This window comes from Pantoea sp. SGAir0215 (assembly GCF_043543215.1).
Genome location: NZ_CP028031.1, coordinates 4,047,430 through 4,074,355 on the forward strand (window position 1 = coordinate 4,047,430; position 26,926 = coordinate 4,074,355).

The following is a 26,926-nucleotide window of genomic DNA, read 5'->3' on the forward strand; positions in this document are numbered from 1 at the left end:
ACGCTGTATTTTCGTTGAACTGACTGGATAGTAACAATATCAACTACCGTGTGCCATGAAACAGTTATTAAGAAATGCTAACACGGTCATCAGGCCAGATCGCCCTGAACCAGCGGGACGAAACGCACCGGCTCAATCGTTTCCTCGGTGATTTCACCGCCGCGTCGGCGCAGGCGTTTAAGCACCTGCTGCTCTTCACCGACAGGTAGCACCATAATGCCACCTTCTGCCAGTTGTGCTATCAGCGCAGTCGGAATTTCGGGGGGCGCCGCCGTCACAATAATGGCATCGAAAGGCCCGCGCGAGGGCCAGCCCTGCCAGCCATCACCGTGGCGGGTAGAGACGTTATGTAAATCGAGCTGTTTCAGACGGCGCTTTGCATGCCACTGCAGACCTTTGATGCGTTCGACAGAGTAAACATGCTCAACCAGATGAGCCAGAATCGCGGTCTGATAACCAGAACCGGTCCCGATTTCCAGAACACGCGAGTGCACATCAAGCTCCAGCAGGGCGGTCATCCGCGCCACCATATAGGGCTGTGAAATCGTCTGGCCTGAGCCGATGGGGAGCGCCATGTTATCCCAGGCTTTGTGCTCAAAGGCCTCATCGATAAAGCGCTCACGCGGCACGTCGGCGATGGCTTTTAACAGGTGTTCGTCATGAATCCCCTGTTGACGCAGTTGCGCCAACAGTGTCTCGATACGCCGACTCACCATACCAGGTTTACCTCAGCGTTATCCAGCCAGCGACTCAGCACGTCCTGAGCCTTATGCGCGGTGAGATCAACATGCAGCGCGGTGACGGACACATAACCTTCATCCACGGCGGCAAAATCAGTATCAGGGCCGGCATCCAGTTTTTCGCCCGGTGGTCCTATCCAGTACAGCGGATTGCCGCGCGGATCGGTTTGGGCAATCACCTGATCGGCCGGATGCCGACTGCCACAGCGCGTCACGCGAATGCCTTTCACCTCCGCCAGCGGCAGATCGGGCACATTGATGTTCAGTATGCGTCCGGTGCGCAGCGGCTCACGACTCAGCGCTTTTAGCAGCGCACAGGTTACCGCCGCCGCAGTGGCATAGTGCTCGTGACCATTGAGCGAAACCGCAATGGCGGGCAAACCCAGATGACGTCCCTCCATGGCCGCGGCCACCGTGCCGGAATAGATAACGTCATCACCCAGATTGGGGCCGGCATTGATCCCCGAGACCACAATATCGGGTCGGGGTTGCATCAGCGCGTTTACGCCCAAATACACGCAATCGGTGGGCGTGCCCATTTGCACCGCAATGTCCCCGTTTTCATGGGTAAAGGTGCGCAACGGGGTTTCCAGCGTCAATGAGTTGGAGGCACCACTGCGATTGCGATCCGGTGCCACCACCTGCACCTCGGCAAATTGACGCAAAGCCTTTGCCAGCGTCTGAATACCAGGCGCATGGATGCCATCATCGTTGCTGAGCAATATCCGCATTTAATTCTGACCTTTTCTGTTCAACCGGGTCGCCGTAATAAGGACCTGTTTTGAAGCATGGCAACAGGTTATGACTGGACAGCGACTTTTGCATTCTAGCGGTGAGCGAGAGGAAGTGGTAGACGAAAATAAAACGCACAGGCAGGAAAAAGGTAACACATTTGCTTGAAAGGAAAGATTTCGTGCGATGCTGGCCCCCTGCTACGCAGCCCATCGTGTACGCCAGCGCGTCCCTCACCCGCGCGACTGGCCAGGTGAGGACGTGGCTTATTCGTCAGGTAAATCCGCTGTGTCGTCAGTGATGACCAGCTCTCTGACCACGCTGGTGGCAAAGCTGCCCGCCGGTAACCAGAACTGCAACGTCAGGGTGGCGTCATCCAGCCACTGCCAGTGCAAATCGCGCGGCACCACCAGCATGGCACGCCGGCTGGCCTCCACCCGTTCACGCACCAGCAGCGCGCGCAGTTCTACCGCATCCGCCAGACAGTGCTCTTCGAACGCCAGCGCGTCGCCCTGTGGCCCCGCCTCGCCTTTTCCGGGCAAGGGTGCCGTGATACGCAACGCATGCTGATCCACGCGCGCCTGCAACGCCTCCCTTTCCTCGGGCTGGGCGACAAACCAACTGCCACGCCCGGTAAGCTGCAATGCATCCCCGTTCATGACCTGAGTCAGGCTACCCTGCTGCTGCAAACGCAGACTGGTGACCTGATTGAATAACGCACTGCGTGCAGCAGAGAGCATCAGGCCACGTTTATTGCGGTCACGTATCTGGATTTCCTGACGCGCCAGTTTCAACGCCGTCTGCAGATTGTTGCCGTTGCGCCCAAAGCGTTGCTCGCCAAAATAATTAGGCACACCGCGTTCACGAATCTGCTTAAGGCGGGCCTCGACGTCATCGCGCTGGCTGACCTGTCGTATGGTCAACTGAAAGGCGTTTCCGGCCAGCGCGCCGACGCGCAACTTGCGCTTATGACGCACAACCTCAAGGATTTCGACGCCTTCTGATGCAAAGCCTGTCAGGTTGGGCATCGCATTGCCCGGCACACGGAAGCAGAGTGTTTGCTCGGTCACGGCGTGGCGGTCTTTCATGCCGGCATAACTGAGGTCGCGGGCAGGAATTTTCATAAATTTTGCCAGGGCTTCGGCAACAAAACGCGTATTGGCACCCGTTTTACGAATGCGCACCAGCACATGCTCACCTTCACCGTCAGGGCGATACCCCAGGTCTTCCTTCACCTCGAAGTCTTCCGGGCGGGCTTTAATTACGCCCGTCGCGCCAGGCACACCGTGGAGGTACTGCAACGTCATGCCGACTCCGTTTTCAGCAGCAACGCGACCGCTTCACAGGCAATGCCTTCGCCGCGTCCGGTGAACCCGAGCTTTTCCGTCGTGGTGGCTTTAACGTTCACCTGGTCCATATGGCAACCCAGATCCTCAGCAATATTGATGCGCATCTGGGGTACATGCGGCAGCATTTTAGGTGCTTGAGCGATAATCGTGACGTCCACGTTACCGATGCGATAGCCTTTCGCCGCAATACGGCGCCAGGCTTCCCGCAGCAAACCGCGGCTGTCTGCGCCTTTGAACGCCGGATCGGTATCCGGGAACAGCTTGCCAATATCGCCCATTGCCACCGCGCCCAGTAAGGCATCGGTCAGAGCATGCAGTGCCACGTCGCCATCCGAATGGGCGATAAAACCATACTCAAATGGAATTCGCACACCGCCAATCACCAGCGGACCTTCTCCACCGAAAGCGTGAACGTCAAAACCGTGACCGATACGCATCATGCGCTCTCCTTTGACTGAATCTGACTAAGATAAAAAGCCGCCAGGGCTAAGTCTTCCGGGCGGGTAACTTTAATGTTATCGCTGCGACCTGTGACCAGCTCAGGATGGTAGCCACAATATTCCAGTGCCGAGGCTTCATCAGTAATGATCGCGCCCTCGTTCAAGGCGCGGGTCAGGCAGGCGGTAAGGAGCGCGTGGGGAAAAAGTTGCGGCGTCAGGGCATGCCACAGATGGTCACGTTCGACCGTATGCGCAATCGCTGACTGGCCGGGTTCCCCCCGCTTCATGGTGTCACAGACCGGTGCCGCCAGAATGCCACCCGTTTTGCTCTTTCCTGGTAACTGCAGCAGGCGGTCCAGATCATCCGGATGCAGACACGGGCGCGCGGCATCGTGCACTAACACCCAGTGCGCGCCCTGCGCCGCCTGTAATCCCGCCAGCACCGACTCGGCACGCGTTTCGCCGCCGGTCACGCGCACAACACGCGGATCGCTGGCCAGCGGCAAACGGGCAAAGTGATTATCGTCAGGGCTTAACGCGACGATGACCTGAGAAACCGCGGGATGGGAGAACAGACGCGCAATACTGTGTTCCAGAAGTGTGTGCTGACCAATCGTCAGATACTGTTTGGGACAGGTTGCCTGCATGCGGCTGCCGATACCGGCAGCGGGCACCACGGCAATCACATCCGCAGAGTGGGACTGATTGTTCATGTTTTATCGTTGTTGGTTTTGCGCAGCTTGTTGCGCGTTGCGTTTGTTCTGGTCAGGCACCAGACGATAGAAGGTTTCACCCGGCTTAATCATGCCTAATTCACTGCGTGCGCGTTCCTCGATCGCTTCAGAGCCGCCATTGAGATCGTCAATTTCGGCAAACAGTTGATCGTTACGCATTTTAAGTTTGGCGTTTGTCGCCTTTTGTACCGCCACGTCATCGCTGACGCGCGTAAAATCATGGATACCATTCTTGCCTAACCACAAGGAATATTGCAGCCAGCCAAGCAGCACCAGTAGCAGTAACGTCAGTTTTCCCATCCCGCCCCCTAAAAACGGCTCAATCATCCCATAACTTTACTCAGGACTCCACACTGGCAGCGAAAATGCCTGCTAATGCCGTTCTCGTGAGCAAAAAAAGGAGAAGAACGAGAAGGTACAAGACCGGAAAACTTTTGTAACCTGCTGGTGCGTTTAGACATCAACGCCGTTACCAGCGTGACAGAAACAGGAACAGTATCCAGAACTGGAGGGCGACAGCGATAACGCATATCAGGGAGGTCCATATCCATTGCCCACGCAGCCAGGTACTCAGTACCATGCCCGTTAGGACGGAAACCGGAAACAGCGCCAGGAAAAAGGGCCACGTGTAGAGAAAGAAAAACAGCGTACTGGAGCCGTACAACAGGAAAGGAATGGCCAGCGCACACCAGTAACATACGAAACCAATGATACCACCCGGTAACACCGAACGCGGTTCATCAGGCGTACGTGAGTCTTTGCGTGCCAGCATGGGGGTTATATTCTGCATAAATATCCTGTCAACGCGAAGGCGGCAAAACGGAATGCGCTCTGCCGCTGTCTGTTCAGGAACTGATAATATCGCGCTGGCGCAGCAGATCTAATAATTGGGGCGTCAGTTTTGTAACCAATTGTTCCCCATTAAGCCGGATTTCTGGCTGTTCCGGCGCTTCATAAACGCTGTCTATACCGGTGAAATTTCGCAATTCGCCCGCGCGGGCTTTTTTATATAACCCTTTCGGGTCGCGCGCTTCACAGACTGCCAACGGTGTATCGACATAAACCTCAATAAACCGGCCTTCATCCAGCAGATCACGCACCATTTGACGCTCGGCCCGATGCGGTGAGATAAACGCGGTCAGCACCACTAACCCCGCATCCACCATCAGTTTTGCGACTTCGCCTACCCGGCGGATATTCTCTTTACGATCGGCATCGCTAAAGCCCAGATCGCGGCACAGGCCATGACGCACGTTGTCGCCGTCCAGCAGATAGGTGCTGACGCCGATGCGGTGCAACGCCTGTTCCAGCGCGCCAGCCACAGTGGATTTTCCCGACCCCGAAAGGCCGGTGAACCACAGCACCACGCCCTGATGGCCGTGCTGCTGTTCACGCGCATCGCGCGTGACGGGATGGTCATGCCATACGACATTTTCATCATGCCGGGCCATTACTGACCGCCCAGCAGATCGCGTGCATTCCAGTGCGGGAAATGACGACGAACCAGCGCATTCAGTTCCAGTTCAAACGCACTAAATTCACCGTGCTGCTGGGGGTTATCGGCCAGCGGCTCATGAATAAGCCCTGCCCCGACGGTCACGTTACTCAGACGATCGATGATAATCATTCCGCCGGTGACCGGGTTATCCTGATAGCTGTCGAGCACCAGCGGTTCGTCAAAGGTAAACGTCACCAGACCAATGCCATTCAGCGGCAGGCTGTCCGCCTCGCGTTTTTCCAGCGAGTTAATCTCAACCTGATGAATGACCTTTTCAACACGACCGCGCGCTTTTTTGCCCGCAATTTTTACATCGTAACTTTGCCCGGCCTGTAACGGCTGCTCTGCCATCCACACCACATCGACGGTGGCTGACTGAACCGCACGCAGTTCCGCGCTTGCCTCCACGAGCAGATCGCCACGACTGATATCAATCTCATCATTGAGAACCAGCGTAATGGCTTCACCCGCGCCCGCCTCCTGCAAATCGCCATCAAAAGTCACGATACGGGCAACAGTCGATTCAACGCCGGAGGGCAGCACTTTAACCCGCTGGCCCACCTTTACGGTCCCGGACGCGAGCGTACCGGCATAACCCCGGAAATCAAGATTGGGACGGTTGACGTACTGCACCGGAAACCGCATTGGCTGATGATCGACGACTGCGTTCAGCTCCACCGTTTCCAGCACGTCCAGTAAGGTCGGACCGGTGTACCAGGGCATGCTTTGACTCTGTGAGGCGACGTTTTCGCCTTCCAGCGCCGACATCGGCACGAAACGAATATCCAGATCGTCGGGCAGTTGTCCGGCAAAATCGAGATAATCCTGTTTGATCTGCTCGAACACAGACTGCTGATAGTCCACCAGATCCATTTTGTTGATCGCCACGACCAGATGCTTGATTCCCAGCAGAGTGGAAATAAAGCTGTGGCGGCGGGTCTGGTCCAGCACGCCTTTACGGGCGTCGATCAGCAGAATAGCCAGATCGCAGGTCGATGCCCCCGTCGCCATATTGCGGGTGTACTGCTCATGCCCCGGCGTGTCGGCAATGATGAACTTGCGCTTCTCGGTAGAGAAATAGCGGTAAGCGACGTCAATGGTGATGCCCTGCTCACGCTCGGCTTGCAGGCCGTCCACCAGCAGGGCCAGATCCAGTTTTTCGCCCTGCGTACCATGACGTTTACTGTCACTTTGTAATGACGACAGCTGATCTTCGTAGATTTGTCGGGTGTCGTGCAGCAGGCGACCGATCAGCGTACTTTTCCCATCGTCCACGCTGCCGCAGGTCAGAAAACGCAGCAGGCTTTTGTATTGTTGTGCGGTCAGCCAGGCTTCAACGCCGCCCTGTTCGGCAATTTGTTGTGCAATTACGGTATTCATCTGGCGTCTCCTTAGAAATAACCCTGACGTTTTTTCAGTTCCATCGAACCGGACTGATCGCGGTCAATTACCCGGCCCTGACGCTCGCTGGTGGTCGAAACCAGCATCTCTTCAATAATCTCAGGCAAGGTTTGCGCTTCAGATTCCACCGCACCGGTGAGCGGCCAGCATCCCAGGGTACGGAAACGCACCATGCGCTGTTTAATCACTTCACCTGGCTGAAGGTTGATACGGTCGTCATCGATCATCATCAGCATGCCGTCACGTTCCAGTACCGGACGCGGCGCGGCAAGATAGAGCGGAACAATCTCAATGTTTTCCAGGAAGATGTACTGCCAGATATCCAGCTCGGTCCAGTTTGACAGCGGGAAAACACGGATGCTCTCGCCTTTGTTAATCTGGCCGTTATAGTTGTGCCACAGTTCCGGGCGCTGGTTTTTCGGGTCCCAGCGATGAAAACGGTCACGGAATGAGTAGATACGCTCTTTAGCGCGTGACTTCTCTTCATCACGGCGCGCGCCACCAAAGGCCGCATCGAAACCGTACTTGTTCAGGGCCTGCTTCAGGCCTTCGGTTTTCATGATGTCGGTGTGTTTGGCACTGCCGTGCACAAAGGGATTAATGCCCATCGCCACGCCTTCCGGGTTGCGATGCACCAGCAGTTCGGCCCCCATCGCTTTTACGGTGCGATCGCGGAATTCGTACATCTCACGAAACTTCCAGCCGGTATCGACATGCAGCAACGGGAAGGGCAGCGTACCCGGATAGAAGGCTTTGCGTGCCAGATGCAGCATCACAGAAGAATCCTTGCCGATAGAATACATCATGACCGGATTGCCAAATTCGGCTGCCACTTCACGGATGATATGGATACTCTCTGCCTCCAGTTGGCGCAGATGAGTGAGTCGTTTTTGATCCATCGTTTTTCCTCTCAAGCCAGATTGACAACGGCGGACTCACGAGCCCCCTGCTGTGCCGAATGCTGAAACCAGGCAAGTTGCCCGTGTAAATTAACCACTTCCCCAATCACCAGCAGGGCCGGGGAAGGCGCTGACGCTGCCAGCGTTTCAAGATGTTCAAGCGTGCCGGTCAGAACCTGTTGGTCGGACCGGGTGCCGCGGCCAATTACCGCCACCGGCGTCGACGCCGCGCGTCCATGGAGAATAAGCTGTCGACTGATTTCGGCGGCCTTCATCGCACCCATATAAATCGCCAGCGTTTGTCGCGCGCGCGCCAGGGACGGCCAGTCAATGTCATCACTATCCGGCCGACAGTGACCGGTAATAAACAGAACGCTCTGCGCGTAATCACGGTGCGTCAGCGGGATACCGGCGTAGGCGGTTGCGCCAGCGGCAGCGGTAACGCCAGGCACGACCTGGAACGGAATGCCCGCCTGCTGGGCGGCCTGTAACTCTTCGCCGCCGCGGCCGAAGATAAACGGATCGCCGCCTTTCAACCGCACCACGCGCTTGCCTTTCTGCGCCAGCTGCACCATCAGTTGGTTGATTTCGTCCTGCGGTAACAGATGCGCGCTGGCACGCTTGCCCACGCAGATACGGTCGGCATCGCGTCGAACCAGATCCAGCACCTCTTCACTGACCAGATGGTCATAGAGCACCACATCGGCAAGTTGCATCACCTGCAGCCCGCGCAGCGTCAGCAGACCGCTGTCGCCCGGCCCGGCACCGACAAGGATAATCTCGCCCTGCCGGGGCGGCTGATCGCCCAGTTCGCTGTCCAGCGTCGCTTTGGCGGCCTCAACATCGCCTGTTGCCATCTGACTGGCAAAGCGGCCGTTAAAGATCCGTTCCCAGTAGCGGCGGCGATCGGACATGCGACTGAAGCGGGCTTTGACTTTGTCACGCCACTGCCCCGCCAGCTCGGCCATCTGGCCCAGATGAGACGGCAGCAACGTTTCCAGCTTTTCACGTAACATGCGGGCAAGGACCGGTGCCGTCCCGCTGGAGGAGATCGCCACCACCAGCGGTGAGCGGTCTACGATGGAGGGGAAAATAAAACTGCATTTCGGCTGATCGTCGACGACATTGACCAGTTTATGGCGGGCATTGGCCTCGTCATAAACCTGCGCATTCAGCGCGTTATCGTCGGTCGCGGCAATGACCAGAAACACCTTGTCTAGCTGTGCAGGCTCAAAAGCCGTCGCCAGCCATTCAAGCTGCTGTTCATCCAGTAAGGTTTGTAACTCCGGGCACAGCTCGCGTGAGGCAATCTGAATGCGCGCCCCCGCCCGACGCAGCAATTCAATCTTGCGCGCCGCGATATCTCCCCCGCCCACGACCAGTACAGGTCGACCCGCGAGATCGGCAAAAAGAGGCAAATAATCCACGTTAACCCTGGTGTTGTTACGATGCGTTATCGCGACTATACGTTCCCTGGTGAATTGAGATGAAATTACGAATTGGAATGAGATGTTACCGAATGGAATAACGCTAAAGAAAAGCTCAGAACAAAATGTGCTTAGCGGATGATCCTACAGGCCTTTCAGGACGATTCAAATTGTGTAATGAGCATCACAGTTTCATACTAGGCCACAAAAAATGCCCCTCCTTTTTAGGAATAAGCCACAAGGAACCCGACATGCTTGCCTTTCTCCGCCTGGCCGCACTGCTTGGTGGCAGCGTGATCTTCAGCGCTCAGGCCCTGACCGACCTCACAGGACACTTCGCCGAACAGCAGGTCCGTCATATCTCAACGTACTTTCCCGGTCGCATGAGCGGCAGCCCGGCCGAGTTGATGGCGGCGGAATACCTGCAACATCAGTTTACGGCCCTGGGGTTTGAAACCAATACCCGACAGTTCAATACGGGTTACACATGGCAGGAACGTGATGGCACATCGCGCTGGCGCAAGCTTACCGCGACCTCGGTGATCGCCGCACGGGAAGGCAGCGCCCCACAGGAAATTCTGGTGATTGCCAGCCTGGATACCTGGATTCCACTCAGCGACAATGAGCAGGCGCGCGGCCTGGGTGGCCTGCGTTTGCAAGGCGTGGATGATAATGCTTCCGGATTAGGCGTGATGCTGGAACTGGCTAAGCAGTTAAGCCATAAGCCGCTTCATTACGGGGTGCGCTTTGTGGCGCTCAGCGCCAGCGAATCCCATCTGCATGGCATGGACGATTATGTGGCGCGCATGAGCGAGAAAGAGAAGAAGAATACGCTGCTGGTAATCGATCTCAACAGTTTGATTACGGGCGACCACCTCTATTTCAACAGCGGTATGAACACGCCGCGTGCCGTACGCAAACAGACCAGCGAACGCGCCCTGCTGCTGGCGCGTCGTTTTGGCATTTCCGCCGCCAGTCGTCAGCTCACGAAAAATGACTTTCACGGTGTCAATCCTTTCGATGCGGCAGGTTTTCCCTTACTGGATGTCACCGCCAGAAACTGGAACGCAGGCAGCAAAGACGGCGACCAACAGCGCCGCCGTTCCCGGCATTTCCCTGACGGTACCACCTGGCATCAGACCGACCGCGACAATCTGGATTTCCTGGATCACTGGCTGCCCGGTCGTATCAGTCTGCGCACCCATGACAGTGTGAAAGTCCTGCTGCCGTTACTGAGTGAACTAACCAACCCCAAAGTGTGAGGCGCTACGATGTACATCGTTTACCTGAACTATTTCCGCCCGATTGAGGACGTCGAGGCCCTGCTGGCTCCGCACATTACGTGGCTGGATCAGCATTTTAACAGCGGCGACTTTATCGCTGCGGGCCGAAAGGATCCGCGTACCGGCGGCATGATTATGGTCAAAGCAATGCCGCGCGCCCGGTTAGATCACATTCTGGCGGACGATCCTTTTGTTGCGGTGGCCCATTACGAGGTCACTAACGTCAACATCACGCGCGCAGCCGATGAAGTCGCGGTCCTCAAAGGTTATTAGCACGTCAGTGTGACCGACAGAAGAAGCAGGCTCTTCTGTCGGTTCAGGTAAAGTCAGACAGCTTTTGCCCCGCGTTAATAAGCGTTTTTAACAGCATCTGACGTCGCTCCTCGGGCGTATCCCGACTGACCATAAAACAAATCGCGGCCACGGCCAGATCGTTTCGGGCGCGAATCGGGGCGGCCATACAACAGGTAAAACTTTCAGACAGCCCTTCCGTCATCGAATAGCCCTGATGGCCCGCCCGATGAATATCGGTCAGAAAAGCCTGCTTATCTAAGACGTTACCATTGGCCAGCCGGTAATCCTCCTCAGGGATCAGGGCCAGAATCGCCTCATCACTCCAGTTACTCAACAGCAGACGGCCCGTTGCGGTCCAGGGAATCGGAATTTTAACGCCGATGTCTGAGGTGATTTTGAAAGGATGCGCATTGCTCTCTGACAGCACCACCGTATATTTATTGCCTTCCAGCATGCACAGCTGCACGGTTTCGCCATGCTCAGCAACCATCTCGATCATTAATTGATGCGCGCGGCGAATCAGAGGATTGTGCGCCATGTAGTCCGCACCGTAATAGTGCATTTCGCGGCCAAAATACACGCTGCCTTCTGCATCCAGTTCAACCAGCCCTGCCTCACTCAGCAGATTAACCAGTTCATAAACGCTGGAACGCGGCGCACCGGTCGCTTCAATCAGTTCGCGCATCGCCATCGGCTGGCGGGCAATATGCAGCTGACGGAAAATATCAATTACGCGGTCCACGCCGCGCGCTCTGGCGGGTTTATCTTCCTGCATACCACTTTTCTCCTACCGGCATCGCCACGTTAAATCGGTTCAGGCCGCCATCATACACAGCCAACACGGTTTTACCTGAGTACGCGCACAATAACCATCCTTTTCTTTTTCCTCCTGATGCTAATTATTGGGGCACCAAAAACGCGCACGCTGAATTAAAAAAAGAGACATCGATCACTTTTAATTTAAAAAACTAATCATTGATAAAAAATATTCGTGAGCCATACGTTAATGCTAAAAAATAATCCCGTTACTCGCTATTGCAAAATAATTAACATTGTGCAAATCTCGACCTATCCGGTATTGCAGATTGAATTCCGGTATACCAGACAAAGCGAAGTGACGATTTTAAGGGCATAAGTATGACTATCAAGCGTTACGGTACGGAAGGCGGCGTCGGAACCGGAGGACAAAAACTGCCTTTTGCACGTGCGGTCGAAGCCGATGGCTGGCTTTATATCTCCGGACAAACACCGATGACTGGCGGTGAAGTCGTAGAGGGCGGCATCATTGAGCAAACTCGGCTGGCCTTTGAAAACTGCCTGACCATCATGCGGGAAGCGGGTTATCAGATTAAGGACGTGGTGCATGTGACGGCGGTCCTGACGGATGCCCGGTACTTTAGTTCATTTAATAAAGTGTTTAGTGAACTCTTTCATGACCATCCGCCCGCCCGAATCTGCAGCGTGCAGGACCTGGTTGTGGATTGCAAAGTCGAAGTCGATATGACGTGTTTTAATGCCGGACGAAAATAATAGCTGCGGTTTATTCGCTTGGTAAAAATAAACGCATCCAACAGAAAAGCCATAATTAAAAATATCCCGCCACATTATTTAATAATGTTGGTGATATCCCTCTTTTATTTGAGAGAAGAAATATGAATACCACTTTCCAGCAAAATGTATTCGTCCGGCTCCTTCCCGCTCTGCTCACCGTCGCGGCGCTGACCGGTTGTACACCAACTGAAAATAAAAACGAAACAGCAGGTTCAGCACCGCCATCCACGCTACAAACCGTTCTTCAGCGCGGCACATTGCGGGTGGGCGATTGCCTGAGTTTTGCACCGTTCGGTTTTTACGATAAAGCGGGTAATCCGGATGGTTACGATGTCGACCTGGCGAAAGCGCTGTCAAAAGAGATGGGCGTCAAACTGGAAATGGTGAATACCACCAGCGCTAACCGTATTCCCAATCTGCAAACCAACAAAGTGGATGTCGTGTTCTGTAATTTCACCCGTAACCTGACGCGCGCGAAAGAGATTGGCTTTACTCAGCCCTACGTGGTGGCCAGTGAAGCCATGCTGGTGCGTAAAGCGAGCGGGATCAAATCGGCCCACGACATGGCGGGCAAAACCATTGCGACCGTGAAAGGCTCGACCAACGGCGACGAAGTACGCAGCATGGGGATCGACGTGAAGATTCAGGAATATGACTCTTCTCAGGCCGCTATCCTGGCGGTGAAACAGGGACAAGCCGATGCGATGATTGAGGATAACAACTTCCTCGCCTACCAGGCCAAGCTCGATCCGACGCTGGAAGTGACAAACGAAGCGCTGGTCCCGCTGGAATATAACGCGTTTGGTGTTAAACAGGGCGATCAGATCTGGACGAACTACCTCAACGAGTTCCTGTTTGAAATTAATGCATCCGGTGAGAATGCCCAGCTCTACCAGAAATGGTTTGGCAGTAAACCTCGCTATCCGCTGAATCCGCAGTTCTGACCAGAGAGGACGCAGGTGATGTCCTGCGTCCTGTTAAGGAGGCTTCCTATGCGCTATCAATGGCTGACACTCTGGCAGTATGCCGACACCTTTCTCGCCGCGACCTGGCTGACACTTCAGGTGACGCTGCTGGCGTTTATGCTGGCGCTGGCGCTGGGATTGCTGGCTGCCGTGGCAAAAGCCGCCCGCTTTGCGCCTGTTCGCTGGCTGAGCCACGGCTATGTTGAATTTATCCGTAACACGCCCGTGCTGTTGCAAATATTCATCGTGTTCTTTGGGCTGCCTTCGCTGGGCATCACCATGAGTGCGTTTACGGCGGGTGTGCTGGCGTTGGGCATTAACGTCGGAGCCTATCTGGCCGAGATTTTCCGGGCCGGGATTCAGTCGGTTCCTAAAGGTCAGCTGGAAGCCGCCTGGATTTTGGGCATCAGCCGCCGCCAGATGTTTATCAATGTGATCATGCCCCAGGCAGCGCGCGCGGTCTGGCCCGCTATCGTGAATAACCTGATTCAGCTGTTGCTGGGCACCTCACTGCTGTCAGCGATTGCGCTACCGGAACTGACGGGCACAGCCACCGTGATTAACGCCCGGACGCTGCTCTATATCCAGACCTTTAGCGTTGTCGCGCTGGTCTACCTGTTTCTCAGCAACCTGTTCTCGTGGTTAGGGACGGTTGCGGGACGTCGGCTGTTCATGCCACCGCTGGTCGTCGCCGTAAAAAGGCCGCTCTGGTCACAGGCCAGAAAAATGCTGTCACCTTCCGCTAAACAGGAGCCGGTCCAATGAGCGAACTGATTCTCAGCAGCCTGCCATTGTTGTGGCGCGGTCTGATAATTACGTTGTTGCTGTCGGTTGCCGCCATTGTCGGCAGTACCTTGCTTGGCCTTCTGGCCGCCGTCTTGCGGACCAGCCGTCTGCCTGTCGCCCGGCAGATTGCGGTGATCTATACCGAGCTGTTTCGCGGCACACCGGTTTTGATCACGCTGATGTTTATCTACTTTGGCGTGGCGTATTTTGGCTATGACATCAACCTGTTTGCCGCAGGCATTTTAGGGCTGAGCATTTATCAGGGCGCATACATTGCCGAGATCTTTCGTGGTGGCATTGAGGCGGTCCCGAAAGGCCAGTGGGAGGTTTCCTGGATCCTCGGCCTGTCCAGACGACAGACCTTCACCAGCGTTATCCTGCCGCAAACCCGTGGGATCGTCTTGCCCCCGCTTGTCGGCCAGTATCTGTCGCTCATCAAAGATACCTCGATTGTCAGCATGATCGGCATGTCTGAACTGATGCATCAGGGCCAGGCCATCGTTGATCGTATCGGGCAGCCGGTGCTGATTTATGGTCTGGTCGCCCTGCTCTACTTCGCGCTTTGTTACCCGCTTTCTCGCTGGGTGCAACACCAGCAAACCAGGAACCCGTTATGATGAAAAATGCAGCCATTACCCTGAGCCGGATCACGAAGTCATTCGGCGCGACTCAGGTTCTGAAAGAAATCAGTCTGGATGTCTCGCCGGGCGAGGTTCTGGTGCTGATCGGAGCGTCCGGTTCGGGTAAAAGTACGGTACTGCGCATTATGAGCGGTCTGGAAAAAGCCGACGGCGGCGAAATTTGGGTTAACGGCATACCGCTGCACGATCAAAAACGGAGTCGTGATATCTGTGGGCACGTCGGCATGGTGTTTCAGCAGTTCAATCTGTTTCCCCACAAAACGGCACTGGGCAACGTCACGCTGGCCTTGATTAAAGCTCAGAAACTCTCCGTCGCAGAGGCAAACGCGCGCGGCATGGCCGCGCTGGAACGCGTCGGGCTGGCTGACCGCGCCGGCCACTATCCTTCTCAGCTTTCGGGCGGACAACAGCAACGTGTGGCTATCGCACGCGCGCTGGCGGTACAGCCCAAAATCATGTTTTTCGACGAAGCGACCTCCGCACTCGATCCCGAATTAGTCGGCGAAGTCATGGAAGTCATGCGCGGGCTGGCGCGTGAAGGGATGACCATGGTTGTGGTGACGCATGAGATGGGCTTTGCCCGCAAAACCGCTGACCGGGTGGTGTTTATGGATCAGGGCGTGATTGCCGAACAGGGCACACCAGACGCCATTTTCGGGCATCCCCAGAATCCACGCACGCAACAGTTTCTGTCACGCGTTCTTGAGCATTAAGGAGCCGCTATGTCTTTACGTCTTCCGCTAAACGCGGATGCCACGCTGGATGCCGCGCAGCCATCGCCCCGTTTTAAATCCGTTGCCGGTACCGGCGCGGCCCCGCTTGAGATCGGCACCGACGTCCTGCGCAGCGCAGCGGTGTTTTCGCCGGTGATGGTCATGAAACAGGCCGCACTGGAGAATAACCTGCAGCAACTCGCGGCATTCTGTCGTGAAAAAGGTGTCATGCTGGCGGCGCACGGTAAAACGTCGATGGCACCGACCATCTTACGGCGAGCAGTCAGTCAGGGCGGTGCATGGGGCATCAGCGCCGCCACGCCCGCTCAGGTCCGTGCCCTGCGACACTTTGGTATCCGCAATGTCTTTCTGGCAAACGAGTTAGTCGATCCTGCCGGTATTCGCTGGATCGGTGAATGGCAGCGCCAGCATCCTGACCACGGCTTTCTCTGTTATGTGGATTCACTGGCGGGCATCACGCTGCTGGAAGAGAACCTGGGCGATACGGCCATTGCCGTGTTGATTGAAGTATCGATTCCCGGCGGCAGAACAGGATGCCGAACCGAGGAGGAAGTGCTGAGGATAGCTGAACGCATCGCCCAGAGTCGCCACCTGCAGCTTGTCGGTGTCGCGGGCTATGAAGGGGCGCTGGGTGCCGCGCGTGATGCAGCGGGCGTGGCGTTAATTCAGCACTACTGCAACGTCATGTTATCTACCGCCACTCTGCTGGCTGAACGCCAGCTGTTTCAGAGTGAGACCATTCTGCTGAGCGCCGGTGGGGGTGCCTGGTTTGATGTGGTGACAGCGTGCTTTACCCAGGCCACGCTGCCGCTACCGGTTCAGCCTTTAATTCGCTCGGGTGCGTATATGGCACACGACAGCGGTCTCTATTCCCGTATCGCCCCCTTTGCGCAGCCGGGCTCAGGCCACCATTTTGAAGCCGCGCTGGAAATCTGGGGACGCGTACTGTCCCGTCCGGAACCGGGACTGGCGCTGCTGGACTTTGGCCGACGCGATGTCCCTTTCGATCAGGATTTACCTGTCCCGCTGTGGATGCGTGCCGCTGACGGCAGCGCACCGCGATCCGGCACGCATCTGTCGATCAGCGAGGTTAACGATCAGCATGCCTATCTGCGCCTGCCTGCGGATGAATCCCTTCAGCCGGGCGACTGGGTAGGATGCGGTATTTCTCATCCCTGTACCGCTTTTGATAAGTGGCGCTATCTTCCGCTGGTCGATGACGACTACCGCGTCGTGGACAGCGTAGAAACCGCGTTCTGACCGCAGAGAATCTCCACCGCTGAGGCCGCGACCCGGCCCATAACAAAACGGGCGATTCGGATGAATCGCCCGTTTTGTTATGCTGTCTTCATCAGCCTTCGTGCAAGCCGCACTCGCGTTTCAGGCCAAAGAAACGTGTTTCTTCTTCCGCCATGCCCGGCTCCCACTTACGCGTGGTGTGCGTATCTCCCACCGACAGGTAGCCTTCGTCCCACAACGGATGGTATTTCAGATTATGGGTTTGCAGATACTGATGAACCTGGCGGTTATCCCAGTCAATAATCGGCAGCACTTTAAACACACCGCGCTGAACGCCCAGCACCGGCAGACTGGCACGACTGCCTGACTGATCGCGACGCAGGCCCGCAAACCAGGTCTGAGCGCCCAGCGTTTCCAGTGCCCGGTTCATCGGCTCAACTTTGTTGATTTGGTTGTACTGCTCAATGCCTTCAACCCCTTGTTCCCACAGCTTGCCATAACGCGCTTCCTGCCAGGCAGGCGACGTTTCGGCGCGGAACACCTTCAGGTTGAGATTGAGCTGGTCGGCCAGCTCATCTATAAAGCGATACGTTTCCGGAAACAGATAGCCCGTATCCGTGAGGATAACCGGAATATCGGGTTGCACACGCGTGACCAGATGTAGCGATACGGCAGCCTGAATACCAAAGCTGGACGAGAGCACATAAGCACCCGGCAGGTTTTCCAGTGCCCAGCTTACGCGTTCTTCCGCAGAGGCTTTTTCCAGTTGGGCGTTCGTCGCGGCCAGCGCCATCGCGCGCTGGACCTTCGACATCGCATTCAGTGCTGCAAGATCGATACTCATTTTGCCTCCTGCCAGAAGTCGCGCGCAGGGTCCAGCACCGGTGCAACGATGCCCGCACGGATCACGAAGTCGCCAAAGCCTTCTGCGGCCTCGCGCTCTTTCGCCCAGCGCCCTACCAGCTCATCAATTGTGGCGAGAATTTCAGGTTCGGTAATGTTTTCACGGTACATACGTGGGATGCGCGTGCCGATACGGTTACCCCCAATGTGCAGGTTGTAACGCCCTGGCGCTTTCCCGACCAGGCCCACTTCTGCCAGCATCGCACGGCCACAGCCGTTCGGACAACCGGTAACGCGTAGCACGATGTGCTCTTCACCGACGCCGTGATTGTGCATGATCGCTTCAACCCGGGTGACGAAAGACGGCAGGAAACGCTCAGCCTCCGCCATAGCCAGTGGACAGGTCGGAAACGCCACGCAGGCCATTGAGTTTTCTCGCTGCGGCGTCACATTTTCCATCAGTCCATGTTCACGGGCAATCGCCTCAATCTGCGCTTTCTGGCTTTCTGGCACGCCCGCCACGATCAGATTCTGGTTGGCGGTCAGGCGGAAATCGCCCTGATGGATTTTGGCGATTTCGGCGATGCCGCTTTTTAACGGACGTCCCGGATAATCCAGCAGACGGCCGTTTTCAATGAACAGCGTCAGATGCCATTTGTTGTCGATCCCTTTGATCCAGCCGAAACGATCGCCGCGTGTAGTGAATTCGTAAGGGCGCGTCGGCTCAAACGTCACACCGGCGCGCTTCTCAACTTCGGCCTTAAAGGTGTCAACGCCCACGCGCTCCAGCGTGTATTTGGTTTTGGCGTTTTTACGATCGGTACGGTTGCCCCATTCGCGCTGCGTGGTAACCACCGCCGCGGCGACGTCCAGAATCTTCTCTACCGGGAAATAGCCGAATTCGCTGGCGGTACGGGCATAGGTCGCTTTGTTACCGTGCTCAATGGACAAACCGCCGCCCACCAGCAGGTTAAAGCCGACCAGCTTGCCGTTTTCCGCAATGGCAATAAAGTTCAGATCGTTAGCGTGCAGATCGACATCATTGTGCGGCGGGATCACCACCGTGGTTTTAAACTTACGCGGCAGGTAGGTTTCCCCCAGGATCGGCTCTTCGTCGGTTGTGGCGACTTTCTCCTGATCCCACCAGATCTCAGCATAGGCGCGGGTTTGCGGCAGCAGATGTTCTGACAGCTTTTTCGCCCATTCGTAGGCTTCCTGATGCAACGCGGATTCCACCGGGTTGGAGGTACACAGGACGTTACGGTTAACGTCATTCGCCGTCGCCAGCGCATCCAGCCCCACTTCATGCAGCATCTGATGCGTAGGTTTGACGTTCTTTTTCAGGATGCCGTGAAACTGGAACGTCTGACGGTTCGTCAGACGAATGCTGCCGTAAAGCGTTTTCTCGGTGGCAAACTTATCGATCGCCAGCCACTGGGTCGGCGTAATAATCCCACCCGGCAGGCGGCAGCGCAGCATCATGGCATGGCGCGGTTCCAGCTTTTGCTCGGCGCGTTCTGCGCGAATATCGCGATCATCCTGCTGGTACATGCCGTGAAAACGGATCAGCAGGAAGTTGTCGCCGCTGAAACCACCGGTCAGTCCATCCTCAAGATCGTCAAGAATGGTTCCACGCAGATAATTGCTCTCTTTTTTTAACCGCTCTGCATCTGTCAGTTTGCCTTCAACCACCAGCGGTCCAGGGTATTTTTCAGTCATTAGTAAACGTCTCGCTGATAGCGGCGCTCAATGCGCAGCTCACTTAAAAATTCGTCAGCCGTTTCACGATCCATAGCACCGTGCTCGACCACCACATCCAGTAACGCCTGCTCAACGTCTCTTGCCATGCGATTTGCATCGCCGCAGACATACAGGTGCGCGCCATCCTGAATCCAGCGCCAGACTTCCGCACCCTTCGCGCGGATTTTATCTTGTACGTATATTTTCTCTGCCTGATCGCGCGACCAGGCCAGATCGATGTGCGTTAACAGGCCGTCTTTAACATATTTCTGCCATTCCACCTGATACAGAAAGTCATCCGTAAAGTGCGGATTGCCAAAGAACAGCCAGTTTTTCCCGCTGGCCCCATCGTTATCACGCTGTTGCATAAAGGCGCGGAACGGGGCGATTCCGGTGCCCGGACCAATCATGATCACAGGTGCATCGGGATTCTCCGGCAGGCGGAAGTTATCATTATGTTCGATAAACACCCGGACTTCGCCGTCTTCTTCAACACGGTCTGCCAGCCAGGTTGATGCGCCGCCGCCGCGCTGCCGTCCTTCGATATCAAAACGTACCGCACCCACGGTGATATGCACTTCGGTATCGGTCTCCGCCTGCGAAGAGGCAATCGAATACAAGCGCGGGGTTAAGGGACGCAGCAGGCCGGTCAGCTGCTCAGCCGTCAGTTGCGCAGGCGCCAGGCGAACCATATCGACAATCGGATAACGTTGCGCGTACTGTTGAAGTTTAGCTTTGTCATCCACCAGCGACAGCAGTTCGTCGTTGCGGGACAAAGTGGCGTACTGCGCAACAATTTGCGCGGTGTTGACCGTTAACTCGAAATGTTTCTGCAGCGCCTCTGCCAGCGGCAGCGTCTGGCCCTGTACGTCAACCGGCTCATCGCCTTTTAACCACACCAGCTCCAGCAGTTCGCTGACCAACGCGGCATCGTTTTCATACCAGACGCCCAGCGCATCGCCGGGCTGGTAGCGCAAACCGGAATCGCCCAAATCAATTTCGATATGGCGGACGTCTTTATCCGAATCGCGGCCGGTGATTTTCTGATTGACCGATAAACTCGCGCTGAGGGGCTGCGTTTTGGAATAGGGGCTGGTGGACACTTCATTGACGCTGCCCGCCACGGTTGCCGCCGCCTGTGCGGGCGAGGCCGTCGGGACCCGTGCTTTCAGAATGTCGGTGAGCGCCAGGCGCCAGGCGCTGGCCTGCTCAGCATAGTCAACATCGGCATCAACCCGATCCAGCAGGCGTTCCGCCCCCAGCTCAGCCAGCCGTGTATCGAAATCTTTGCCCGCCTTGCTGAAGAATTCATAGGAAGTGTCGCCCAGACCCAGTACGGCAAAAGCCGCACCGTCCATTTTGGGCGCTTTTTTCGACATCAGGAATTTATGCAGCGCAACGGCTTCTTCCGGCGGCTCGCCTTCCCCTTGCGTGGAGGTCACCACAATCAGCAGCTTTTCCTGGCCGATTTGTTTAAATTTGTAGTCGCCGGCGTTCACCAGATTCACGGTCAGCTTTGCGGCCTGCAGGTCATCGCGGAGCTGTTCAGCCACCCGACGGGCGTTGCCGGTTTGCGAGGCGGAAAGCAGCGTAATCGCGGGCGCTTCAGGCTGTGCCGGAGCGCTGGCCACCGCCTGACCAGGCGCATGATTGACTTTGCCCCAGAAGTAGCCGGAGAGCCACGCCATTTGAGTGGTGGAAAAATCTGTCGTTGCTGCCTCTAAACGGGCAAGTTGCTCCGGAGAGAGCGGAAGCAGTGAACCTGGTGCCTGAGTCGTCATCGCGATAAAAATTCCAGTAGCAGAAATCCGGACCGAATAGTGGCGGAAGAGAGAGAGAAGGGTACAGCCAGCTATATTAACGATTAAAGACGCCTTCGACATATCAAATAACCAAAATGACTAAATGGTTTTTCAGATACAATTAATCGTTAAAAGTGGTAATCCAGACAGTCATCAACAGACTCAGGTAATCATCCTTCCCGCTCTGATTAATGGCGGGTGATTGCCCTGAATACGTGGCATAACGAATTGCCAAAGCGACGATACGAGAGGATCGGGTGCCTGAGACAGTAACTGCATTATCGCCTGCGCTGACAGAGCGAATCCTGGATAAACTGGGCCTGGATCACTCCCCTGCCCCAGATGCGGCCGGACTTCAGGCGCTTTACCGCGCCTGGTGCCAGAAGGTGCCCTTCGACAATATCCGCCGGCGCATTCTCGCGAACGATCCTCCTTCCCAACCGTTGCCCGGCACTACGGCCGACGATTTTTTCACGCACTGGCTACAATTCGGCACTGGCGGCACCTGCTGGGCCGGTCATGGCGCACTCTTTGCGCTGCTCATGCAACTGGGATTTCGTGCGCAACTCGGTGTATCCAGGATGCTGTCCTCGCGTCCGTCCCCCGTCGATTCTCCCGGTCATGGTCTGCTGTTGGTCACCCTCGACGATCGTCCTCTGGTGGTGGATGCTACGATGCTTCATGGCCATCCGCTGCCGCTTGAGGTAGCAGAGTATGCGCATCCCGTCTGGGGCACGCAGGTTCATCAGCAGGGCGACAGTTGGTTGATTAACTGGAAGCCGTTAGGTCGGGCAAGGCTGGATTGTCAGCTCCTGGCGCTTAATATCCCCTTCGCTGACTTTCAGGCGCGCCATCAAAAAAGCCGCAACACCAGTCGCTTTGACGGTGCACTGCTGATTCGTCGGGCAGGTCATGAAACACTCACCGGCATCGTTAAAGGTGAGCAGGTAGTAAGAGCCCAGGACGGAAGCGAAAGCTTCACGCCGCTGTCACAATCACAACAACATCAGTTGTTAATTGAACATTTCGGTATCGCCGAAGAAATCGTGGCGCGTCTTCCCGCCGACGTGTCGCACAACGGTTAACGGCTTTATGCCGGGTTAACGCCCTGATGCGCTTAACCATTCTGGCGATTGGCTGAGCAAACTGCGCTTAACGGGTGCGAAAAAGCTGCTTTTCAGGTAGAATTCGGCCCGTTTTTAATGCCTGAGAGCGATTATGTCTACCACGTTATTTAAAGAGTTCCAGTTCGAAGCCGCACACCATTTACCTAATGTACCGGCCGGACACAAATGCGGTCGTTTGCACGGTCACTCCTTCCTGGTGCGTCTGGAAATCACCGGCGAAGTGGATGCGCATACCGGCTGGGTGATGGATTTTGCCGAACTGAAAGCGGCCTTTAAACCCCTTTATGACCGGCTTGATCATTATTACCTCAATGACATTCCGGGACTGGAGAATCCGACCAGCGAAGTGCTGGCCAAATGGATTTGGGATCATATGAAGGCTCGCCTGCCGTTGCTGAGCGCGGTCATGATCAAAGAAACCTGCACCGCAGGCTGTACCTACCGCGGTTAACCGGCCGCCCTTCGCCAACGGGCGGCTGATCGGGCACAGGGTTGATCAGTCGGCAGGGTTGCTGACATGTGCATTGTAACGTTCCGTCGGCTGTCATCCCGCTGTCATCTTTACCGACCAGGCTGTTCTCTCCTTCATTAAAGATCAAGAGAATCAACAATGAACCTGAGAAAGCCTTTTCTGGCCTTGTCCGTTTTTATCACTGCCTCTGCCGCCGTCCAGGCGGAAAACATCCTTAACTTCCCGCAACCCGAAACGCTGCCGGATGCCTTCTATGCCGTCACGGAAATTCCGGCAGGCGGCATCATTAAATATGAAACCGATGCGAAAACCGGTTTCATCGTTGCCGACCGTTTTCAGTCCATGCCGGTTGCGTATCCGGCTAACTACGGTTCGCTGACGCAATCACTGGGCGGTGATAACGATCCGCTGGATGTGATCTTCTATACGCGCGCCCCACTCGCCCCCGGGACACTCATTAAACTGCGCCCGATTGGCGTACTGAAAATGATCGACGGCGGCGAAGTGGATGACAAAATTGTCGCCGTGCCCGCCAGTCATGTCGATCCAACCTATGATGCGATTCAGACGGTAGCCGATTTGCCCAAAATAGAGCAGCAGCGGCTGGAGGCTTTTTTTCGCGTTTACAAGGAACTGCCCGAGGGCCGTAAGAAGGTTGAGCTGAAAGGGTTTGAAGACGCGAACGCCGCAAAAGCGGAGATTAAGCAGGCTTATGAAACCTGGAAAGCGAAACAGTAAATGAAAAAGGCGGCCAGGGCCGCCTTTTTGCGGTCAGGCAATATTCAGGTATTTATGCGTCTGCATCGACAGGCGCCAGTTGCGCGCAATGCAGGTTTCGATACACAGTTTGGTCGCATCATCTTTGCGACTGATCGGCTGCAGCGCAATAATGCGCGCTTTTGTGTCCTGAATCCCGGCCAGTAAATCGTCTAAGGCCTCTACATCACGTTGCCGTGCTACCGGATGTTTGATCTCATCTGCACGGCTCAGCGCCTGTGCCAGGACATCATAACCGCCGCGCATATTAACCTTCGGCGACACGGTCACCCAGGTTTGTGCAGAGCATTGGATTTCGTGGGTCCCGCTGGTTTCGATCTGGCACTGAAACCCTGCGGCTTCCAGCGCGTCGGTCAGTGGGCGCAAATCGTAGATGGCCGGTTCTCCGCCGGTGATCACAATGTGACGGGCAGTCCAGCCCTGTTGCGCGATGCTGCTGAGCAGCATTGGCACATCCGCGTTGCCCCAGGCATCGCTTTCCACCGTTTTAACCAGAATATCGCCTAATGCTGTTTCCCGATCCGCCTGTTTTTCCCAGGTGTGTTTGGTGTCACACCAACTGCATCCTACCGGACATCCCTGTAAGCGGATGAAAATCGCCGGCACGCCGGTGTAATAGCCTTCGCCTTGCAGCGTCTGGAACATTTCGTTAATCGGGTACTGCATAATCATCTCTGTGAAGTTTTAAAACGCGATTATCGCAGAACTCAGCGCTGAGATCATGTCAGGTGATGCTGAACCGACGCGATCTGCTGTGAACGCGCCAGGCGACAGGAGGACAGCAGGCGGGATCAGAGGGCCAGATCCACCCACACCGCCGCATGATCAGACGCCGCATTCACCTCTTTTTTCAGTTCGGGATAGGTTTCCCATTTTACCGGGCGAACACCGGGCCACATCCCTTTGCGCCACACGCCGCCTTTTTCGACCGTTTTCCACAGGGCGGGCGACAGCAAAATATAGTCAATTTTATTACTGGCGCTGCAACCGCCCCAGGTACCGGGATAGCCACCGTTATCAAACTTTTCATGGGTAAAGATATCTTTCAGGTCGGTGTCCTTCAGCAACGGCGATAAGGCCTCGCTGTCTGGCGTGTCGTTAAAATCGCCCGTGATCGCGATCAGGGTTTGCCCGTCTTTAATGCGTTGCTGATATATCGCTTTGACCCGCTCCGCCTGCCGTTTACGGCGGGCGTCAGAGGTGGCTTTTGCACCGTACCCTTTGCTTTTAAAATGGTTAACCAGCACAAGCAGGGTTTGACCGTCGGGCAAAGGAATCGTGAATTCGGGACAGTCGCGCGAGAAAATCAGCTCGCCCTGTTTATCTTTGTCATCGACATGACTTCGGATTGTGTCGATAGCAAAGTCTGCCGCGCTCATTAGCCCGACATCAATGCCCCGCTCATCGTTGCCATCAATCACCATCACATGATTAAACGGCGTGCCGCCGCGGGCAGGCAGCATCGTGTTATTAAATTCCAGCAACGCGGGGCGGCTTTCTGCTTCCACGACCGTCAGGATATCCGCCCTGAGATCTGTCATGACCTGCGCCGTTAATCCCATAGCAATCTCGTCTATCGGCGCACGTCGCAGTTCCAGCGATCCGACCCAGTCAGCACGGCCATTAGCGATAATGCGAATGCCGCTGTTGTCTGTGGGTCGGGTCAACAGTTTACCCCGGTTGCGCCGCAGGAGAACAAAAGGCCCGGTGTCTGACTTTTGCAGTCCCAGTGCCACCATCAGTTCAACCATCTGTTTTTTCATCGCGTCGGTATACTCAGCCTGCCCCAGCAGGGCATTCAGCTCGGCGAATTTTTCGAGTACCGGTTTTCCTGCACGCCATTCGTTCTGATTCATCGCTCTGGCGCGATCAAACAGGTTTTCAACGTTATACGAAGCCAGCCTCACAGGTTTCCTCCTTCAGCCAGTTAATTTTTGCCTGAAAGCGGTGATTCATGCGCCTCAGGCGAGCAACAGGATGCGTCAGATTCGTGTATACAGCGTCAGTGTCGGTGAGTTGTGTTAAGCGCAGATGTATACAGCATAGACGTCGCAGAAAAAGGTGAGGAAGCCTGACGGCAAAGGCATAAAAAAACCCGCCACGTGGGCGGGTTTTCATCAGAAGTCAGAAGTCAGTAAACTTACTGGCCTTTTACTTCTTTCAGACCGTTGAAGGGCGCTTTTGAACCCAGCGCTTCTTCGATACGGATCAGCTGGTTGTACTTCGCAACACGGTCAGAACGGCTCATTGAACCGGTTTTGATCTGGCCTGCAGCAGTACCGACCGCCAGGTCAGCGATGGTCGCATCTTCGGTTTCACCTGAACGGTGAGAGATCACAGCGGTGTAGCCTGCGTCTTTCGCCATTTTAATCGCAGCCAGGGTTTCGGTCAGTGAACCGATCTGGTTGAATTTGATCAGGATGGAGTTCGCGATGCCTTTCTCGATACCTTCTTTCAGGATCTTCGTGTTGGTAACGAACAGATCGTCACCTACCAGCTGGATTTTGTCGCCCAGCACTTTGGTCTGGTAGGCGAAGCCATCCCAGTCAGATTCGTCCAGGCCATCTTCGATAGAAACGATCGGATACTGCTTCGTCAGATCTTCCAGGAAGTGGGTGAACTCTTCAGAGGTGAAGGCCTTACCGCCTTCACCGGCCAGCACGTATTTGCCATCTTTGTAGAATTCAGATGCCGCACAGTCCATTGCCAGGGTGATATCTTTACCCAGCTCATAGCCTGCTGCTTTTACCGCTTCCGCGATAACCGCCAGCGCTTCGGCGTTAGAACCCAGGTTTGGCGCATAGCCACCTTCGTCACCTACCGCTGTGCTCATACCTTTGCTTTTCAGCACTTTCGCCAGGTTGTGGAACACTTCTGAACCCATGCGGATCGCTTCTTTCACGCTTGATGCGCCGACAGGCTGAATCATGAATTCCTGAATGTCGACGTTGTTGTCCGCGTGCTCACCACCGTTGATGATGTTCATCATAGGCAGTGGCATAGAATATTTGCCTGGGGTGCCGTTCAGTTCAGCGATGTGCTCATACAGCGCCTGACCTTTAGAGGCTGCCGCCGCTTTTGCCGCAGCCAGTGAAACAGCCAGAATGGCGTTAGCACCGAAGTTAGATTTGTTCTCAGTACCGTCCAGGTCGATCATGATTTTATCGATGTTCGCCTGATCTTTCGCGTCTTTGCCTTTTACCGCTTCAGCAATCGGACCGTTAACCGCAGCAACCGCTTTAGTTACGCCTTTGCCCAGGAAGCGAGATTTGTCACCGTCACGCAGTTCCAGTGCTTCACGAGAACCGGTAGAGGCACCTGATGGTGCTGCAGCCAGGCCTACGAAGCCGCCTTCCAGGTGCACTTCAGCTTCAACAGTTGGGTTGCCACGTGAGTCGATAATTTCGCGACCGATGACTTTTACGATTTTGGCCATTACGATTTTCCTCAGT

29 protein-coding genes are annotated in these 26,926 nt (G+C 55.6%); 11 read left to right on the plus strand and 18 right to left on the minus strand.

All coding sequences use genetic code 11. The features are described 5' to 3' along the window. Window positions 1–89: 89 nt before the first annotated feature. From C1N64_RS18890 to cysG, 11 genes are all read right to left on the minus strand, one after another. Window positions 90–716: a protein-L-isoaspartate(D-aspartate) O-methyltransferase gene (locus C1N64_RS18890; protein ID WP_006120730.1), complete on the minus strand. Its 627-nt coding sequence runs from the start codon at window positions 714–716 to the stop codon at window positions 90–92. After that, complete coding sequence (surE, locus tag C1N64_RS18895) at window positions 710–1,471, minus strand: 5'/3'-nucleotidase SurE (protein WP_006120731.1); 762 nt, start codon at window positions 1,469–1,471, stop codon at window positions 710–712. Before surE ends, C1N64_RS18890 begins: the two co-directional genes overlap by 7 nt. A 267-nt stretch (window positions 1,472–1,738) precedes the next feature. Then, window positions 1,739–2,779 carry a tRNA pseudouridine(13) synthase TruD gene (gene truD / locus C1N64_RS18900; RefSeq protein ID WP_394515097.1) on the minus strand — a complete coding sequence of 347 codons (1,041 nt, stop codon included), beginning with the start codon at window positions 2,777–2,779 and terminating at the stop codon, window positions 1,739–1,741. Beyond that, window positions 2,776–3,258, minus strand: coding sequence for a 2-C-methyl-D-erythritol 2,4-cyclodiphosphate synthase (gene ispF / locus C1N64_RS18905; RefSeq protein ID WP_006120733.1), 483 nt, complete (start codon window positions 3,256–3,258; stop codon window positions 2,776–2,778). Before ispF ends, truD begins: the two co-directional genes overlap by 4 nt. Further along, on the minus strand, window positions 3,258–3,974 hold the full coding sequence (gene ispD / locus C1N64_RS18910; protein ID WP_006120734.1) for a 2-C-methyl-D-erythritol 4-phosphate cytidylyltransferase: 717 nt from the start codon (window positions 3,972–3,974) through the stop codon (window positions 3,258–3,260). Before ispD ends, ispF begins: the two co-directional genes overlap by 1 nt. Window positions 3,975–3,977: 3 nt before the next feature. Beyond that, a complete protein-coding gene (gene ftsB / locus C1N64_RS18915; RefSeq protein ID WP_006120735.1) occupies window positions 3,978–4,295 on the minus strand; it encodes a cell division protein FtsB in 318 nt (105 codons plus the stop codon). Between the two features lie 169 nt (window positions 4,296–4,464). Beyond that, complete coding sequence (locus tag C1N64_RS18920; protein ID WP_006120736.1) at window positions 4,465–4,785, minus strand: DUF3561 family protein; 321 nt, start codon at window positions 4,783–4,785, stop codon at window positions 4,465–4,467. Window positions 4,786–4,840: 55 nt separating this feature from the next. Then, window positions 4,841–5,446 (minus strand): adenylyl-sulfate kinase, encoded by a 606-nt coding sequence (gene cysC / locus C1N64_RS18925; RefSeq protein ID WP_033739539.1) that lies wholly within the window; start codon window positions 5,444–5,446, stop codon window positions 4,841–4,843. Then, window positions 5,446–6,873, minus strand: a complete 1,428-nt coding sequence (cysN, locus tag C1N64_RS18930; protein ID WP_033739540.1) for a sulfate adenylyltransferase subunit CysN — start codon at window positions 6,871–6,873, stop codon at window positions 5,446–5,448. The genes cysC and cysN overlap by 1 nt, the downstream gene beginning before the upstream one ends. A gap of 11 nt (window positions 6,874–6,884) precedes the next feature. Next, entirely contained in the window at window positions 6,885–7,793 is a 909-nt protein-coding gene (cysD, locus tag C1N64_RS18935) for a sulfate adenylyltransferase subunit CysD (RefSeq protein WP_006120739.1), read from the minus strand. Window positions 7,794–7,804: 11 nt separating this feature from the next. Next, on the minus strand, window positions 7,805–9,220 hold the full coding sequence (cysG, locus tag C1N64_RS18940) for a siroheme synthase CysG (protein WP_033739542.1): 1,416 nt from the start codon (window positions 9,218–9,220) through the stop codon (window positions 7,805–7,807). 251 nt (window positions 9,221–9,471) lie between these two features. Here cysG and C1N64_RS18945 point away from each other — a divergent pair, with 251 nt between their 5' ends. Together C1N64_RS18945 and C1N64_RS18950 are read left to right on the plus strand one after the other, a co-directional pair. Beyond that, complete coding sequence (locus C1N64_RS18945; protein WP_006120741.1) at window positions 9,472–10,482, plus strand: aminopeptidase; 1,011 nt, start codon at window positions 9,472–9,474, stop codon at window positions 10,480–10,482. Between the two features lie 9 nt (window positions 10,483–10,491). Further along, complete coding sequence (locus tag C1N64_RS18950) at window positions 10,492–10,776, plus strand: YciI family protein (RefSeq protein ID WP_033739545.1); 285 nt, start codon at window positions 10,492–10,494, stop codon at window positions 10,774–10,776. 43 nt (window positions 10,777–10,819) lie between these two features. Here the strand turns inward: C1N64_RS18950 and C1N64_RS18955 are convergent, their stop codons facing one another. Beyond that, window positions 10,820–11,572, minus strand: coding sequence for an IclR family transcriptional regulator (locus tag C1N64_RS18955; RefSeq protein WP_033739547.1), 753 nt, complete (start codon window positions 11,570–11,572; stop codon window positions 10,820–10,822). Window positions 11,573–11,934: 362 nt separating this feature from the next. Here C1N64_RS18955 and C1N64_RS18960 point away from each other — a divergent pair, with 362 nt between their 5' ends. From C1N64_RS18960 to C1N64_RS18985, 6 genes are all read left to right on the plus strand, one after another. After that, window positions 11,935–12,327, plus strand: a complete 393-nt coding sequence (locus tag C1N64_RS18960) for a RidA family protein (protein WP_033739549.1) — start codon at window positions 11,935–11,937, stop codon at window positions 12,325–12,327. Window positions 12,328–12,449: 122 nt separating this feature from the next. Continuing rightward, on the plus strand, window positions 12,450–13,292 hold the full coding sequence (locus C1N64_RS18965; RefSeq protein WP_394515098.1) for an ABC transporter substrate-binding protein: 843 nt from the start codon (window positions 12,450–12,452) through the stop codon (window positions 13,290–13,292). Window positions 13,293–13,340: 48 nt separating this feature from the next. Continuing rightward, entirely contained in the window at window positions 13,341–14,078 is a 738-nt protein-coding gene (locus tag C1N64_RS18970; protein WP_054633235.1) for an amino acid ABC transporter permease, read from the plus strand. After that, the gene (locus C1N64_RS18975) at window positions 14,075–14,716 is read left to right on the plus strand and encodes an amino acid ABC transporter permease (RefSeq protein ID WP_006120747.1); all 642 of its coding nucleotides are present in this window, start codon (window positions 14,075–14,077) and stop codon (window positions 14,714–14,716) included. Before C1N64_RS18970 ends, C1N64_RS18975 begins: the two co-directional genes overlap by 4 nt. Continuing rightward, window positions 14,716–15,453 (plus strand): amino acid ABC transporter ATP-binding protein, encoded by a 738-nt coding sequence (locus tag C1N64_RS18980; protein ID WP_033739676.1) that lies wholly within the window; start codon window positions 14,716–14,718, stop codon window positions 15,451–15,453. Before C1N64_RS18975 ends, C1N64_RS18980 begins: the two co-directional genes overlap by 1 nt. Window positions 15,454–15,462: 9 nt before the next feature. Then, window positions 15,463–16,734: an alanine racemase gene (locus tag C1N64_RS18985; protein ID WP_058702181.1), complete on the plus strand. Its 1,272-nt coding sequence runs from the start codon at window positions 15,463–15,465 to the stop codon at window positions 16,732–16,734. 91 nt (window positions 16,735–16,825) lie between these two features. Here C1N64_RS18985 and C1N64_RS18990 read toward each other — a convergent pair whose 3' ends face one another. The 3 genes from C1N64_RS18990 to cysJ are packed head-to-tail and all read right to left on the minus strand — an operon-like array spanning window position 16,826 to window position 21,077. Then, the gene (locus C1N64_RS18990; protein WP_006120753.1) at window positions 16,826–17,557 is read right to left on the minus strand and encodes a phosphoadenylyl-sulfate reductase; all 732 of its coding nucleotides are present in this window, start codon (window positions 17,555–17,557) and stop codon (window positions 16,826–16,828) included. After that, window positions 17,554–19,275 carry an assimilatory sulfite reductase (NADPH) hemoprotein subunit gene (gene cysI, locus C1N64_RS18995; protein WP_394515099.1) on the minus strand — a complete coding sequence of 574 codons (1,722 nt, stop codon included), beginning with the start codon at window positions 19,273–19,275 and terminating at the stop codon, window positions 17,554–17,556. The genes C1N64_RS18990 and cysI overlap by 4 nt, the downstream gene beginning before the upstream one ends. Continuing rightward, window positions 19,275–21,077, minus strand: a complete 1,803-nt coding sequence (gene cysJ / locus C1N64_RS19000) for an NADPH-dependent assimilatory sulfite reductase flavoprotein subunit (protein ID WP_058702183.1) — start codon at window positions 21,075–21,077, stop codon at window positions 19,275–19,277. Before cysJ ends, cysI begins: the two co-directional genes overlap by 1 nt. Window positions 21,078–21,355: 278 nt before the next feature. On the opposite strand from cysJ, the gene C1N64_RS19005 reads away from it, so the two are divergent. The 3 genes from C1N64_RS19005 (at window position 21,356) to C1N64_RS19015 (ending at window position 23,435) form a co-directional block, all read left to right on the plus strand. Then, window positions 21,356–22,183: an arylamine N-acetyltransferase family protein gene (locus C1N64_RS19005; protein ID WP_058702184.1), complete on the plus strand. Its 828-nt coding sequence runs from the start codon at window positions 21,356–21,358 to the stop codon at window positions 22,181–22,183. 133 nt (window positions 22,184–22,316) lie between these two features. Continuing rightward, window positions 22,317–22,676: a 6-carboxytetrahydropterin synthase QueD gene (queD, locus tag C1N64_RS19010; protein ID WP_394515100.1), complete on the plus strand. Its 360-nt coding sequence runs from the start codon at window positions 22,317–22,319 to the stop codon at window positions 22,674–22,676. A gap of 159 nt (window positions 22,677–22,835) precedes the next feature. After that, window positions 22,836–23,435 (plus strand): inorganic diphosphatase, encoded by a 600-nt coding sequence (locus C1N64_RS19015; protein WP_394515101.1) that lies wholly within the window; start codon window positions 22,836–22,838, stop codon window positions 23,433–23,435. A gap of 33 nt (window positions 23,436–23,468) precedes the next feature. On the opposite strand, the gene queE is transcribed toward C1N64_RS19015, so the two are convergent. The 3 genes from queE to eno form a co-directional block, all read right to left on the minus strand. Further along, entirely contained in the window at window positions 23,469–24,140 is a 672-nt protein-coding gene (gene queE / locus C1N64_RS19020) for a 7-carboxy-7-deazaguanine synthase QueE (protein WP_394515102.1), read from the minus strand. Between the two features lie 125 nt (window positions 24,141–24,265). Next, window positions 24,266–25,381, minus strand: coding sequence for an endonuclease/exonuclease/phosphatase family protein (locus tag C1N64_RS19025; protein ID WP_263757578.1), 1,116 nt, complete (start codon window positions 25,379–25,381; stop codon window positions 24,266–24,268). A 233-nt stretch (window positions 25,382–25,614) separates the two neighbouring features. Next, complete coding sequence (gene eno / locus C1N64_RS19030; RefSeq protein ID WP_006120761.1) at window positions 25,615–26,910, minus strand: phosphopyruvate hydratase; 1,296 nt, start codon at window positions 26,908–26,910, stop codon at window positions 25,615–25,617. Window positions 26,911–26,926: the final 16 nt, after the last annotated feature.

What these genes read in the sequence shown, in the direction of transcription:
- C1N64_RS18890 (WP_006120730.1), bottom strand. Translation starts at nt 716, where the DNA reads ATGGTGAGTCGGCGTATCGAGACACTGTTGGCGCAACTGCGTCAACAG.
- surE (WP_006120731.1), bottom strand. Translation starts at nt 1,471, where the DNA reads ATGCGGATATTGCTCAGCAACGATGATGGCATCCATGCGCCTGGTATT.
- truD (WP_394515097.1), bottom strand. Translation starts at nt 2,779, where the DNA reads ATGACGTTGCAGTACCTCCACGGTGTGCCTGGCGCGACGGGCGTAATT.
- ispF (WP_006120733.1), bottom strand. Translation starts at nt 3,258, where the DNA reads ATGCGTATCGGTCACGGTTTTGACGTTCACGCTTTCGGTGGAGAAGGT.
- ispD (WP_006120734.1), bottom strand. Translation starts at nt 3,974, where the DNA reads ATGAACAATCAGTCCCACTCTGCGGATGTGATTGCCGTGGTGCCCGCT.
- ftsB (WP_006120735.1), bottom strand. Translation starts at nt 4,295, where the DNA reads ATGGGAAAACTGACGTTACTGCTACTGGTGCTGCTTGGCTGGCTGCAA.
- C1N64_RS18920 (WP_006120736.1), bottom strand. Translation starts at nt 4,785, where the DNA reads ATGCAGAATATAACCCCCATGCTGGCACGCAAAGACTCACGTACGCCT.
- cysC (WP_033739539.1), bottom strand. Translation starts at nt 5,446, where the DNA reads ATGGCCCGGCATGATGAAAATGTCGTATGGCATGACCATCCCGTCACG.
- cysN (WP_033739540.1), bottom strand. Translation starts at nt 6,873, where the DNA reads ATGAATACCGTAATTGCACAACAAATTGCCGAACAGGGCGGCGTTGAA.
- cysD (WP_006120739.1), bottom strand. Translation starts at nt 7,793, where the DNA reads ATGGATCAAAAACGACTCACTCATCTGCGCCAACTGGAGGCAGAGAGT.
- C1N64_RS18945 (WP_006120741.1), top strand. Translation starts at nt 9,472, where the DNA reads ATGCTTGCCTTTCTCCGCCTGGCCGCACTGCTTGGTGGCAGCGTGATC.
- C1N64_RS18950 (WP_033739545.1), top strand. Translation starts at nt 10,492, where the DNA reads ATGTACATCGTTTACCTGAACTATTTCCGCCCGATTGAGGACGTCGAG.
- C1N64_RS18955 (WP_033739547.1), bottom strand. Translation starts at nt 11,572, where the DNA reads ATGCAGGAAGATAAACCCGCCAGAGCGCGCGGCGTGGACCGCGTAATT.
- C1N64_RS18960 (WP_033739549.1), top strand. Translation starts at nt 11,935, where the DNA reads ATGACTATCAAGCGTTACGGTACGGAAGGCGGCGTCGGAACCGGAGGA.
- C1N64_RS18965 (WP_394515098.1), top strand. Translation starts at nt 12,450, where the DNA reads ATGAATACCACTTTCCAGCAAAATGTATTCGTCCGGCTCCTTCCCGCT.
- C1N64_RS18970 (WP_054633235.1), top strand. Translation starts at nt 13,341, where the DNA reads ATGCGCTATCAATGGCTGACACTCTGGCAGTATGCCGACACCTTTCTC.
- C1N64_RS18975 (WP_006120747.1), top strand. Translation starts at nt 14,075, where the DNA reads ATGAGCGAACTGATTCTCAGCAGCCTGCCATTGTTGTGGCGCGGTCTG.
- C1N64_RS18980 (WP_033739676.1), top strand. Translation starts at nt 14,716, where the DNA reads ATGAAAAATGCAGCCATTACCCTGAGCCGGATCACGAAGTCATTCGGC.
- C1N64_RS18985 (WP_058702181.1), top strand. Translation starts at nt 15,463, where the DNA reads ATGTCTTTACGTCTTCCGCTAAACGCGGATGCCACGCTGGATGCCGCG.
- C1N64_RS18990 (WP_006120753.1), bottom strand. Translation starts at nt 17,557, where the DNA reads ATGAGTATCGATCTTGCAGCACTGAATGCGATGTCGAAGGTCCAGCGC.
- cysI (WP_394515099.1), bottom strand. Translation starts at nt 19,275, where the DNA reads ATGACTGAAAAATACCCTGGACCGCTGGTGGTTGAAGGCAAACTGACA.
- cysJ (WP_058702183.1), bottom strand. Translation starts at nt 21,077, where the DNA reads ATGACGACTCAGGCACCAGGTTCACTGCTTCCGCTCTCTCCGGAGCAA.
- queD (WP_394515100.1), top strand. Translation starts at nt 22,317, where the DNA reads ATGTCTACCACGTTATTTAAAGAGTTCCAGTTCGAAGCCGCACACCAT.
- C1N64_RS19015 (WP_394515101.1), top strand. Translation starts at nt 22,836, where the DNA reads ATGAACCTGAGAAAGCCTTTTCTGGCCTTGTCCGTTTTTATCACTGCC.
- queE (WP_394515102.1), bottom strand. Translation starts at nt 24,140, where the DNA reads ATGCAGTACCCGATTAACGAAATGTTCCAGACGCTGCAAGGCGAAGGC.
- eno (WP_006120761.1), bottom strand. Translation starts at nt 26,910, where the DNA reads ATGGCCAAAATCGTAAAAGTCATCGGTCGCGAAATTATCGACTCACGT.